11 protein-coding genes and 1 tRNA gene are annotated in these 12,115 nt (G+C 64.2%); 6 read left to right on the forward strand and 6 right to left on the reverse strand.

Going from position 1 to position 12,115, the window contains the following annotated elements:
* Nucleotides 1–2,492: phage head spike fiber domain-containing protein (locus AC1P6P_RS18880; RefSeq protein WP_481403994.1), on the forward strand; the 2,492-nt coding region annotated here is incomplete at its 5' end.
* A 540-nt stretch (nt 2,493–3,032) separates the two neighbouring features.
* Here AC1P6P_RS18880 and AC1P6P_RS18885 read toward each other — a convergent pair.
* The 4 genes from AC1P6P_RS18885 to AC1P6P_RS18900 form a co-directional block, all read right to left on the reverse strand.
* Nucleotides 3,033–3,107, reverse strand: a tRNA-Glu gene (locus AC1P6P_RS18885).
* Nucleotides 3,108–3,195: 88 nt separating this feature from the next.
* Nucleotides 3,196–4,497: a pectate lyase gene (pelA, locus tag AC1P6P_RS18890; protein ID WP_481403995.1), complete on the reverse strand. Its 1,302-nt coding sequence runs from the start codon at nt 4,495–4,497 to the stop codon at nt 3,196–3,198.
* Nucleotides 4,498–4,499: 2 nt separating this feature from the next.
* A complete protein-coding gene (locus AC1P6P_RS18895; protein ID WP_481403996.1) occupies nt 4,500–4,895 on the reverse strand; it encodes a M67 family metallopeptidase in 396 nt (131 codons plus the stop codon).
* A gap of 214 nt (nt 4,896–5,109) precedes the next feature.
* The gene (locus AC1P6P_RS18900; protein WP_481403997.1) at nt 5,110–5,466 is read right to left on the reverse strand and encodes a hypothetical protein; all 357 of its coding nucleotides are present in this window, start codon (nt 5,464–5,466) and stop codon (nt 5,110–5,112) included.
* Between the two features lie 37 nt (nt 5,467–5,503).
* Here AC1P6P_RS18900 and AC1P6P_RS18905 point away from each other — a divergent pair, with 37 nt between their 5' ends.
* From AC1P6P_RS18905 to AC1P6P_RS18925, 5 genes are all read left to right on the forward strand, one after another.
* The gene (locus AC1P6P_RS18905; RefSeq protein WP_481403998.1) at nt 5,504–6,481 is read left to right on the forward strand and encodes an RluA family pseudouridine synthase; all 978 of its coding nucleotides are present in this window, start codon (nt 5,504–5,506) and stop codon (nt 6,479–6,481) included.
* 25 nt (nt 6,482–6,506) lie between these two features.
* On the forward strand, nt 6,507–6,992 hold the full coding sequence (locus AC1P6P_RS18910; protein ID WP_481403999.1) for a YybH family protein: 486 nt from the start codon (nt 6,507–6,509) through the stop codon (nt 6,990–6,992).
* Between the two features lie 179 nt (nt 6,993–7,171).
* The gene (gene rpoH / locus AC1P6P_RS18915) at nt 7,172–8,095 is read left to right on the forward strand and encodes an RNA polymerase sigma factor RpoH (RefSeq protein ID WP_481404000.1); all 924 of its coding nucleotides are present in this window, start codon (nt 7,172–7,174) and stop codon (nt 8,093–8,095) included.
* 135 nt (nt 8,096–8,230) lie between these two features.
* Nucleotides 8,231–9,211 carry a CsgG/HfaB family protein gene (locus AC1P6P_RS18920; RefSeq protein WP_481404001.1) on the forward strand — a complete coding sequence of 327 codons (981 nt, stop codon included), beginning with the start codon at nt 8,231–8,233 and terminating at the stop codon, nt 9,209–9,211.
* A 3-nt stretch (nt 9,212–9,214) separates the two neighbouring features.
* On the forward strand, nt 9,215–9,736 hold the full coding sequence (locus AC1P6P_RS18925) for a hypothetical protein (RefSeq protein ID WP_481404002.1): 522 nt from the start codon (nt 9,215–9,217) through the stop codon (nt 9,734–9,736).
* Nucleotides 9,737–9,785: 49 nt separating this feature from the next.
* Here the strand turns inward: AC1P6P_RS18925 and AC1P6P_RS18930 are convergent, their stop codons facing one another.
* Nucleotides 9,786–10,511 (reverse strand): hypothetical protein, encoded by a 726-nt coding sequence (locus AC1P6P_RS18930; protein ID WP_481404003.1) that lies wholly within the window; start codon nt 10,509–10,511, stop codon nt 9,786–9,788.
* Nucleotides 10,512–10,558: 47 nt separating this feature from the next.
* Nucleotides 10,559–12,070, reverse strand: coding sequence for a glycosyltransferase family 39 protein (locus tag AC1P6P_RS18935; protein WP_481404004.1), 1,512 nt, complete (start codon nt 12,068–12,070; stop codon nt 10,559–10,561).
* Nucleotides 12,071–12,115: the final 45 nt, after the last annotated feature.

Genomic DNA, 12,115 nt, shown 5'->3' on the forward strand with positions numbered 1-12,115 from the left:
CCGGCACCGCCAAATCGGCCGACCGGATCGCGCTGACGGGCGCCAATCGCGGGGTCTATTTCCAGACCAACGTCGCCGGCCAGTATACCTTCAGCGTCTGGGTCAAGCTGGTCAGCGGCGCCGGCAATCTGACCGTCCAGTACTACAGCGGTTCGACCGATAAGGAGATCCAGCAGACCGTCGTCGCCAACGGCACCTGGCAGCGCGTCAGCGTCACCTTCACCGCCGACGGCAACGCCAACAGCAATGTCGCCATCATGCACGCGACCGGCCAGACCGCCACCGGCACCTTCGAATTGTGGGGCGCGCAACTCAATACCGGTGCAACGCCACAGACCTATGTGCCAACCACCGGCGCGCCGGTTTCGACCACGGTGGCAACCACCGTGCCGGTGACGGTCGGTTCGACCCTGACGGTGAATGTCACCGAACCAGCCGTCAGCAGCGGCGCCCCGCCGGTCGCGGCTGGCGACAGCGCACTAACGACTGTTGCCGCCACGACGCCAACGACCGGCAACGTCTTAAGCAACGACAGCGATCCCGCCGGCCTGCCGCTGAGCGTGGCGACGGTCAACGGCCAAGCTGCCAATATCGGCGCGACCATCGCCGGAACCTATGGCTCACTGGTGCTGCATGCCGACGGCAGCTACAGCTATGTCGTCAACCCAACGGCCGCGAACCTCGTCGCCCCCGGCCAGACCGTCACCGACACCTTCCAATACAGCATCGGCGACGGCACCAATTACACCCAAAGTGTTCCCGTCATCAGCGCGCAGAACCTGATCCTGCAATCGGAAGGCTTCGACGATCCGACCTGGGTGCCGTTCTCCAACGGCGGCACGGCGCCGACAATCGCCACCAACGTCGACAGCGGCCCCACCGGCGGCGCCGCCACGGCCGATGCCATCACCCTGGCCGGCGCCAGCCGCGGCCTCGCCTTCCAGACCAATGTCGGGGGCCAATACACCTTCAGCGTCTGGGTCAAGCTGGCGAGCGGCGACGGCAATCTCACCATTCAATATTACGGCGCCGGCACCAACACGGTGGCGCAGCAAACCGTCGTCGCCAACAGCACCTGGCAGCGCGTCAGCGTCACCTTCAATGGCGATGCCAATACCAACAGCATCGTCGCGATCCTGCATGGCGGCGACCAGAGCGCCACCGGCACCGTCGAATTGTGGGGCGCGCAGCTCAATCCGGGAGCGACGGCGCAGACCTATGTGCCGACTGCGGGTCATCGCGACATCCAGTTCACCAGCACGCCGACGACGCCGGTTCCGACCGCCGACCTCGTTGTGTCGGTCACCGGCGCCGACCCAAGCTCGATTGCGCCCGACACGCTGACCTTCGCCGGCGGCACGCAAGGCGTCACCGTCAATCTCGCGACCGATCAGTGGTCGCACGTCACCAGCGTGTTGCCGCTGGGCGATTCCATCACTTATGGCTGGACCGCCGTCGACTATGCGCAGGGCCAGACCAACACCGAGGACGGCTATCGCGGCCCGCTGTGGTGGGATTTCGCCGGCCAGTCGAGCCTTGTCAATTTCGTCGGCCCGAACACGTCGGGCGATGCGCTGCTGCCGTCGCAAAGCCACGCCGGCTATCCGGGCTGGCGCTCCGATCAGATCGCGGCGCTGCTGCCCAACATGCTGGCGACCTATCACCCCGACGCCGTGCTCTTGTTCGCCGGTACCAACGACATCTTCCAGGAAATGACGCCGGCGTCGCACGTCGCCGACAGCATCAGAGAGATGATCGAGGATGTCAGCACCTTGAGCCCCGGCACCCACATTTACGTCGCGACCTTGACGCCGATCAATCAGGCGGTTGGCCAGGGCACGCGACCGCCGGGCCAGCCCGACGATTCCCAGATGGTGGCCGTCGTCAATCAGGCGATCGCCGCAACCGTTGCCGCCATGGCTGCCGCCGGCGCCAATGTCAGCCTGGTCGACATGTCGAACATTCCGCTCAGCGAGATCGCCGACGCCGCCCACCCAACCCCGACGGGATACGCCGATGTCGCGCAGAATTTCTACAACGCCATCCTGGCGCAGCAGCCGATCGTCGCCGGCACGCCGGGCGGCACCGCCAACGCCATCGCACCCGGCGTGACGACGGTGATCGGCTCCAACGCCAACGATCTGTTGATCGCCGGCAGCGGCAACGACATTTTGTCGGGCGGCGGCGGCAACGACCGCCTTGTCGCCGGCAGCGGCACCGACATTATGAGCGGCGGCAGCGGTTTCGATCAGTTCGTCTTCTCGCCGTCCGCGGGAAGCGCAACCATCACCGACTTCAGCCTCACCGATGGCGACCAGATCGAGCTCGACGGCATCGCCGGCCTGACCCAGTTCTCTCAGCTCAGCAGCTATATCCAGCAGATCGGCTCGGATACGGTGATCAACCTTTCGGCGTTCGGTGTGGCAACGTCGATCACCCTGCAGAATTTCCAAGGCATACTGACGGCAAGCAATTTCCTGTTCCCGACATGAACATTCGCCCGGACATTGCGGCGGAGGCGGGTGCAGTTGCGCCAAACGCGATCACGCGCGGCCCCAACGCGACGGCTTGGGTCACTGCATAGCGGCGATCGGGTGAGGGATTCTATAATTAAGTATTATGTCCCCTATTTCCCGTATTTCCAGTTAATTACGCCAAGTCTGCTTCAATTTCTGGTCGAACCACATTTCAACGACATCATCGACGGGCATCCTGGACCTAAATTTCCAGAGATCGCTGTGATTGTTGTCAAAGGCCCATTGTTTGAATGCTGAGTAGCTTGGGTCCGATTTATCCTCTTCGGCAGTGAGAGTGCCGTACCAGGTGGTGCAAAGCGACCGAATCGCTTTCTCGGATTCCGGCTTTGACATCGCTCCCTCCCGCAGTCACCGAGCTATCCCAATTGGATTGTATCAGAAATATGGGCCGTGTTGCTGCACAGGCGACTTCGCCTGTCTACTGAAGATAACCACCATGTATTGGAGAATTATTGGACTGAAAGACCGTTCTTGGTTCCAACCTCTTGAAAAGATTGGCGCTCCCAACCGGACTCGAACCGGTGTTTCAGCCTTGAGAGGGCCGCGTCCTAACCGCTAGACGATGGGAGCGAAGCGGAGGGGGAGGCTTATACGGGGGGGCGGGCTCCGGTTCAAGCGGGCCCTGGAGCGAAATCGCACCCCCTCGCCGGACGTGCGCCTACCCCGCCGGGTGGGCTTTGGCCCAGGTTTGATAGGCCTTCAGCGCCTTGGCCGGGCTGGTGACGTAGAAATTGTAGCCGTTGCGGCGTTCCAGCGACAAATCGTTCATGTCATCGTGCAGGGTCTTGTCGCGGTCGGCGAACACGCCCTTGGCGCTGTCGGGATCGATGAACCGGGGCCACAGCAGCGCGGCGCCGGGCTTGGCCACCAGGCGGCGGCCGTCGGGATCCGATTTGGGCGTCATCGCGTGATCGGCCACCGCCGCGCTCTTGAGGAAGGCGATGCCGCCATGGATCGCCCGCTGCAGCTCGGGCGCGGGATCGGGAAGGCTCATCAAATAGACCAGCAGCGCGGCACTTTCGTCGGAGGCGAGCAGCGGCGGCTCGAAATTGCGCGCCGAGCACGGCTTCAGGGTGAGCGCGTCGTGCTGCTGGCCCCAGATCGTCAGCGTGCCGGCGGCATTCTTCACCTGCGTTTGCAGGATGATCGCCAGCGCCCGCTTGGCCGAAGCCGCCGCCGCGGCGCGCAGTTCGCCCGGCACAAAGGAGAATTCGTCGTCCTTGTTGGTGGCGACGTCGGTCATCACGGTGGCGGCGAGCGTCACGGCATCGTCGTTGTAGGTGATGGCGTCGTGATAGCCCCCTTCCAGCGGCCACACCTGCGGCCAGCCGCCGTTCGGCATCTGCGCGGCGAAGAGATAGCGCAAGCCCTTCACGAAGGCGGCGCGATAGGGCGCATCCTCGCCGTCCGGCAGTGCCTTGATCACGCGGGCGAGGAAAAACAGCTCGGTGGTGGTGGCGTTGTTGTCGAAGGTGCCGACGTAGTTCCAATCCTTCTCGCGCGGGATGTCGTAATCGGCCTTGGCGAGGAAGGCTGAGATATTGTCGGGCACATAGGCCTGCCCTTTGAGGCGCAGCGGACCGCTGCGGTCGTGGTTCTTGCCCCAGCCGCCGGCCGGTGTCTGGAACGAAACGATGTTGTCGGCGACATGGCGCGCCTCGGGACCGCCATACCAGGCGGCATCCTGGTCGAGCGGCATCGAGGCGTCATGAGCGTGCTCGGCTGGCGGCGGCGGCACATGCGCGACGCCCTTGCGTTCGGCCGCGAGTGCCGCCTTGTCGGCCTTACGTTGCGCCTCGGAGCGCTGGAGATAGGCCGTCCAGGCGTCGCGTTCGGACGCCGGGAGCGTGGCGATGCGCTTCACGCTGATCGCTTCGGCGGGAACGTTGTGGCCGATCACGGCGGCGCCGGCGGTCGTCCCGACGAGGACGAGACCGAGCAACAGGACACGCAGCTTCATGGTCAATTCCGGATGGTTAGCGGTTGCAACGCGGCGCCCTCGAACGCCGCAATCGCGTCGTTGACACCGGTGGCAATGATAACCCAGACGAAGCCGTCAGGACAGCCGTTGGCGCGGTCGCGGGGGCTGGGCTCGGCCTGCCCGCCCGGATGGGAGTGATAGCAGCCAACCACCGCCCGCCCCGTGCCGCGCAAGGCCCGCTGCAACGCGAACTGGGCCGCCGGATCAATCGCGAAGGCGTCGTCGGCCTGCGACAGATTGGCGGCAGGATGCAGCGCCGTGACGGTGACATCGGCGCCATCGCGGACCCCTTCCAGCAGGCCGCAGACTTCGCGCGGATAGCCGGCGCGGGCGGCGGCGTAGAGCGCATCACGAAGCGGCGGCGGGAGGATCAGCAACGAGCCCCCTTCGCCCCCTCGCATGTGAAAGGTGTCATGGCCCGCAACTGCGGGCCATCCAGGTCACGCGAGCGCAATCGCCTCAGAAAAGGTCGAAGTCTCCAAGGCAAAAATCTCGCCACACGACCTGGGTCGCCCGCATTTGCGGGCGATGACACCGAGTGTGTCAGCGCATATGCGTTTCCTTCGCCCTGCGGGGGAGGAAAGGCCGACATCACTTCGGGGCTTCGCCGTGGATGCGGGCGACGATCGAGCCGTCGTCGGTGTCGAGCACCCAGATTTCGTCGTCGGTAGCCGAGCGCACATGCAGGATGAGCCGCCCCGGCTGGGTGTCGCTCGACAGGATGCGATAGCCGGGCGCCAGCGTCATCGACATCGGCTTCTTGGCAGCCGGTGCCGGCGGCGCCGCATGGTGGCCCCAACCGGCGGAAATGCCGTAGATGATGACGAGGATCGCCACCACGATTGCCACGCCGAGACCGATGGCGGTTGCCCTGGCGAGGCGATAGGTTTGATCCGATTTGGCAACGGTTGGTGATTCAGTGCTCGGTGAGTTGAAAAGTTCAGGCACACTATCCTCCACGGGTGCGGGCGTTCGGACCGTCGAAGTGGCGGCAGAGGCGGCAGGCGAGCGCCTGGATCGCTTCCTCGCGGGTGTCGTATCCGACATGAGCCGCTCCCGTTTGCGTCAATTGATCGATGAAGGCCGCGTTGCGCTGTGCGGCGCGACCAGCGCCGGGGACTTAACGATAAAAGACCCCAACCACAGGGTCAAACCGGGCGAGCAGTACAAAGTCAATGTCCCTGAAGCCGCCCCCGCCGAGCCGCTCGGCCAGGACATCCCGCTGACGGTCGTTTACGAGGACGACGACGTCATCGTGATCGACAAGCCGGCCGGGCTGGTTGTGCATCCCGCTGCCGGCAATCCGGACGGGACCCTGGTCAACGCCTTGATCGCCCATTGCGGCGCGTCGCTGAAAGGCGTCGGCGGCGAAATCCGGCCCGGCATCGTCCATCGTCTCGACAAGGACACCACCGGCCTGTTGGTGGCGGCCAAGAACGAACGCGCCATGGCGAGCCTCGCCAAGCAGTTCGCCAATCACACCATCGAGCGCGCCTATCACGCCGTGGTGTGGGGCTCGCCGCGCCTTGGCGAAGGGCGGATCGAAACCCAGATCGGGCGCAATCCCTTCGATCGCAAGCGCATGGGCGTGATGCGCCAGGGCGGCAAGGAGGCGGTGACGCGCTATCGCGTCGTGGAACGTTTCGGCGAGCCGGCCCGCCCGATCGCCTCGCTGGTGGAATGCCGCCTGGAGACCGGGCGCACCCACCAGATCCGCGTCCACCTCACCCACCTCGGCCATCCGCTGATCGGCGATCAGACCTATGGCCGGGCCCGGCAGGCGCCGCGGGCGAAAACGCCGCAGCAGGCCGAAGCCCTCCAGCTCGTCAGTGATTTTCCCAGGCAAGCCCTGCACGCGCGCGTGATCGGCTTCCAGCATCCCTCCTTGCACAAGACCATCCGTTTTGAATCCGTTTACCCACCCGACATGGCGGAATTGATAGAAGCACTGCGCAGCCTCTGAATGAGGCCGGGGGAAAGGGACATCGATGGTAAAAGTGATCACCGGCGACGAAGAACGCGTTGATCCCCGCCAACCCGAAGGGGCGCTGGCCGAATTCTATCGCGCCTTCAACAGCCGCGATCTCGCGCTGATGGAGCAGAACTGGGCCGGCGACGAAGCCGTGCTTTATCACGAACTTGGCGGCGTCCGGTACGGCTGGACCGAAATCCGCGAACTCTATGAGCAAACGCTGCTGGCGAGCCCCGCCGGCGTGCTGATGACCTTCCACGACTATCGCATCGACCGCTTCAGCGACACCGCATTCTTCGCCTACGGGCTCGAACGAGGGCTTCTCAGGACCCAGGCCGACGTGCTCGAATTTCGCATCCGCGCAACCCGCATTTTCGGCTGGCGCGGCGGCCGCTGGCGCCAGATACACCATCATGGCTCGATCGAGGAACCGGAACTGCTGGCCAACTACCTGGCGCTTGTCCTCACCGGACAAACAGCACCGGCGTATGGCGGCGCTTGAAAAAGCCAAAGTCGTCCCTACATGAGACTCGACTCCTGCTTGGGAGTACGGTTGCATTAACGTTGGGCGGAGACGGCGGTAACTTTATCCGGGCTCTCCAAGTGCTTACAGTATGCTTGCCGGCCGGGTTGGCGGCAGCTTAGAAGGCCGGCCTAACAGGCGGCCAAGGAACGGGGACCATGAGCAGTCGCGCGCTTCCAGCCCTTGCGGGGGAAAGCGGCCTTTCTCGCTACCTTTCGGAAATCCGGAAGTTTCCACTTCTGGCGCCGGAAGAGGAATACATGCTCGCCAAGCGCTGGAAAGAGCATGAAGACCCACAAGCCGCCCACAAACTCGTCACTTCGCACTTGCGCCTCGTTGCCAAGATCGCGATGGGCTATCGCGGCTACGGCCTTCCCACGTCGGAAATCATCGCCGAAGGCAATGTCGGCCTGATGCAGGCGGTCAAGCGCTTCGAACCCGAACGCGGCTTCCGCCTGGCGACCTACGCGATGTGGTGGATTCGCGCCTCGATCCAGGAATTCATCCTGCGTTCGTGGAGTCTGGTGAAAATCGGCACCACCACCGATCAGAAGAAGCTGTTCTTCAATCTGCGGAAGGCCAAGTCGAAGATCAATGCCATCGAAGAAGGCGATCTGACGCCCGAACATTTGGCGACACTCACCGACCAGCTTGGCGTTTCGCCGCAAGAACTCATCAACATGAACCGCCGCCTCTCGGCGCCCGATTCCTCGCTCAATGCGCCGCTGCGCTCCGATGGCGAAAGCGAATGGCAGGACTGGCTGCCCGACGAAGGCCTCGACCAGGAAACCCGCATGGCCGAGACCCAGGAGGTCGACGAGCGCAAGGAATTGCTCGCGGCGGCCCTGGGCGAACTGCCCGAACGCGAGCGCGACATCATCGCCGCCCGCCGCCTGCAGGACGAACCGGCGACGCTCGAAGAACTAAGCCGCAAGTTCGGCATTTCCCGCGAGCGCGTGCGCCAGATCGAAGTGCGCGCCTTCGACCGCCTGCAGCGGGCGATGAAAAGCGCGCTGCGCGACAAGCGCGCCGGCATGGCGGAGCTGCGCGCGGCCGACCAAGCGGAGCAGAATCCCGAGTAGTTCCGACAGACACTGCTTGGATTGGAACGACTGCGGTACACTATCAGTTGCCTTAACCGTATTTTCTCTCTAAAGTTGTCCTATGGGTAAGGGAAGGCGTTCCGCAGTTGCGGCGGGCGCCATCAGGGGCAACAAATGTCTCACTCGATTTTCTCGTGTGCGGCCGCCGTGGTCGCCGCTTTCGCTCTTTCCGGCTGTGCGCAGACCGTCCACGATGCCAATTCGGTGATCGATTCCGGCGGCGCTTCGGCGCAAGCGCAGAACCAGCGCCGTCAGGCGCAGATGCCCCATTGCGATAAGCCGCACGGCACCGTCGCCATCTACGAGCCGCAGAAGGACTGGTGGACGCCGCTCGGCCTGCCGTCGCCGGAAGCGGTGATCAAGGTCTATGTCATGAAATCGGGCTGCTTCAAGCTGGTCGACCGCGGCTCCGGCTTCGATGTCGCCCAGCGCGAACGCGAGCTTGCCTCAGGCGGCACGCTCAAGGCCGGATCGAACATCGGAAAGGGACAGGTCAAGGCCGCCGATTACGTGCTGGTGCCCGACATCGTCTCGAAGAACGCCAATTCGAGCGGCTCGGCGCTGACGGCCATCGCGGGCGGACTGATCGGCGGTACCGCCGGCGCCCTGATCAGCAAGATCAACATCACCGGCAAGACCGCCGACGTGGTCTTGACGCTCACCGACGTGCGCTCGTCGGAACAGAAAGCGATGGCGGAAGGTCACGGCGAGCACGTCGATTGGAGCATCGGCGGCGGCGCCCTGGTGGCCGGCAGCTCGGGCTTCGGCGGCGCCGGACTCGGCAGCTACCAGAACACCGATGTCGGTCAGGTGGTGATGCTGGCCTATCTCGACGCCTATGAGAAGATGATCGGCACGCTCGGCATCCAGCTGCCCGCCAACGCGTCGGCGGCCAACGCCACCCAGGCCGCCACCGTCGTCAAGAGCTGCAACTTGCGCGGTGAGGCGTCTACCAAGGCCAAAGTCGTCCGCACGCTGAGTGCGGGCGCCATGGTCTATCCGACCGGCAATAAATCCGGCTCGTGGTGGGAAGTCACCGACGAAATGGGCAACAAGGGCTGGGTGTCTTCCACAATGCTGACATTGGCGAAATAGGCCGTGGCTTTGATTCGTCGCGTTATCCCGGGGCTCGCCGTGTTAGTATTGGCCGTCACGCCAGCCCTGGGGGCCGATCCTTGCGCCAAGGTGCCCGCCGCTGCGCGCGCCTATCTCAATGCCCATCCGGGCTGGAACATCCTGCGTCTCGCCGATCTCGATGCCGACGACCAAAGCCTCTGGCGGCAATATCGCAAGGGCAGCTGTCCTGGCTTGGCGGAAGTGGATCTGGACGGCAGCGGCAACAAATTTGTCGGTCTCGCGCTGATCCGCAAGGGCGCAACCGGAACGGAGCGCATAGTCGTCGTGCGGGCCGGCGTCGCCTCCCATACGCTTTACGATAACTTCGTTGGGCGTTATTCCGTGATCTGGCGCGCCGCTCCGGGCATCACCTGGGAATGGGATGACCGGAAACACAAGATACATATTCCACACGACTCGCTAGTTGTGGAAACGATCGAAGCTGGCGCGCAACAGTTCTATTTGAAGGACGGCGGATACCATTACGTTCAGACATCGGACTGAACAATGCTGGCGTCGCCATGAAGCAATGTTCCGCCCTGAAATCCTCTGATCAATACGACGCCACGACGTCGAGCCAGTTCGTCAAATTGGCGAGCAGCGGCGGCGTGAAGGCGCCGACGAACATCACCACCGCCAGCCGCGACAGGTCGCGCCAGCGCACTGTGAGACCCTCGAGCCGCTCGCCGGTCCAGCCCTGCATGCGATCGCGTGCCTCGGGATCGCCTTCGAAGTGTTCGGCGACGCCGCGCTTGAGGCGGTAAAAGGTCAGCAGAACGCCGATCAGCAGCGCCGTCTGGAACGCGAGATCGGAATAGAACTGCACGGCGTTGTCGCGGCCCCAGGTGAGCGGGAACTGCACCACCTGATAGAGCAGGAACAACAGATAGAAGAACAGCACCTGGCGGGCGCGGCGGTTGTTCTCCTCGTCCTCGCCCGCCGCGGCGGGAAGCGGATTGGTCGTCACCAGTTGATAGTAGAAGGCGCGGACATCGCGGGCATTGCGCGGCAACGTGAGCAAAGCGAAGGCGAGAAAACACAGCACGGCAATGATGCGGCTGGTGCGGGCACGTTGCGAATAATCGGAGATGCGCGCGACGCTATCGCGGTGGCGCTGATAGAACGGATGAAAGCGCCGTGCCGGTTGCGATTGCGGCTGATGCACGGAGGACTGCGGTTGAGCGGGATACGGCTCCGACGCGTATGGTTGATAGCTCGCCATCGCCACGACGATGCCCAACACGGCGATCGCCAGTACTGCCCAGCCCCATTTGCTCATGGTCATCCCCAACCTTGCGGCGAGTATACCCCGGCGCGGCGGCGCCGTCAGCGGATGCGATAAATCACGATCCCCGGCGCCGGGCGCTCGATCTTGTCCATGATCTGGGGCGGCAGCCTGACGCCGGCGCTGCGTAACATCCCGCCGAGCACACGCGGTTTTCCGCTGACAGCACCAATTTCCTGCCAGCCCGCGGCCGGATCGTATGCTTTGTCCTTGCAGCCGCCGGTCGACCGGCAAAGCTCGAGATTGCGCGGGCTGTAGACGAACAATTCGCCGACGCGCGGCAGTCCCGCCTCTACCCGCCCCGTGTCGCCGCCATAGCGCAGCAACAGATCGGAGCGCCGCGCCATGTCGGGATCGACGCTGACGCGCTCGCCGGGGTGATCCGACAGCCAACGCACCAGCGCCATCTCGGCAAAGCGCGGCGTGGTGTTTTCGAGATAAAGCGAGGCCGCATTGCCGACGAGAAGCAGTATCAGGCCCGCGATGACGGCAGCACGATGACGGCCGGCAAAATGATACGCGGCAGCCGCCAGCACCACCACGCCCGCCCACGCCGGCACGGTGTAATAGCGCGGCACTAGATAGAGGATCGGGAACGCCAGCGACACGAAAGCGATCCACAGGAGCGCGAGACCGCCGACGCGGCGCACGACATCGCCATGGCGCAAGGCCTTCGCGCGCCACGCCCACACCGCAGCGGGAACCGCCAGCCAGAACAGCGCGGCGAACTTCTGGCTCGCGAACAGCAGCAACAGCGGATCGGCCCAGACACTGACGGAGAGATTGCCCTGCCGGTCGAGCGCCGCGCCGGTCTTTGTCGTGTGATGGAATTCGGCAACGCGGCTGACCGTATCGTGGCCGGCATCGAGCCGGTAGCGATAAAGAAGATCGCCAGTCATGACGCCGAAGAAGGCCATCTCCGCCGCCAGCGGCAACACGAAACCGAGCGCGATAAAAAGATAATCGCGGCGGCGGTCAAACAGCGCGCACACGGCGAAGAACGCCACCAGCACCGCGCTGGTCTCGCGGGTGAGAAACGCCAGGCCCGCTGCGACGCCTGAGAACAACAGTTCGCCGCGCCGCCGGGTTTCGCGCCCCGACAGGAACAGCCAGAACGCCAGCGAGGCGAAGAAGACTTCGACGATGTCGTTGTTGATGTAGGTTGCCTGCACGACGAACGCGGGCGTCACCGCCAGCAGCAGCACCAGGATCGCGGCGGGGCGCTCGCCGAGATGGCGGCGGGCGTAGATGAAATTCACGATCAATAGGCCGGCGAAAAATGCGAGGCTCGGCAGCGCTAAGGCGAACAGCGAGCGGCCGAACAGCGCCAGCGATGCAGCCACCGGCAGGACGACAGTGTGGCGGGTCGCCCAATGGTCGGCGCCGACGGCGGGGAAATGGCTGAGCCACGCCTCGGCCGCCAGGGCGTAGGAACGGTCATCGGCGCCGTCGTACCCGACGAAGTTCGCCGCGGCGGCAACCGCGCCCACCGCCAAAGCCAGAAACAGCCAACCGATCGTGCGGCTGCGGCGAACAGGCACCGCAAGAGTCATCAAAACACCATGTTGGGGCGCAAAACGACGCTAGCAAGGCCTCCC

This window comes from Rhizomicrobium sp. (assembly GCF_056722145.1).

Bases quoted from the DNA above. Each gene is read 5' to 3' on its own strand.
- AC1P6P_RS18920 (WP_481404001.1), top strand. From the start codon at position 8,231: ATGTCTCACTCGATTTTCTCGTGTGCGGCCGCCGTGGTCGCCGCTTTC.
- AC1P6P_RS18930 (WP_481404003.1), bottom strand. From the start codon at position 10,511: ATGAGCAAATGGGGCTGGGCAGTACTGGCGATCGCCGTGTTGGGCATC.
- pelA (WP_481403995.1), bottom strand. From the start codon at position 4,497: ATGAAGCTGCGTGTCCTGTTGCTCGGTCTCGTCCTCGTCGGGACGACC.
- AC1P6P_RS18935 (WP_481404004.1), bottom strand. From the start codon at position 12,070: ATGACTCTTGCGGTGCCTGTTCGCCGCAGCCGCACGATCGGTTGGCTG.
- rpoH (WP_481404000.1), top strand. From the start codon at position 7,172: ATGAGCAGTCGCGCGCTTCCAGCCCTTGCGGGGGAAAGCGGCCTTTCT.
- AC1P6P_RS18910 (WP_481403999.1), top strand. From the start codon at position 6,507: ATGGTAAAAGTGATCACCGGCGACGAAGAACGCGTTGATCCCCGCCAA.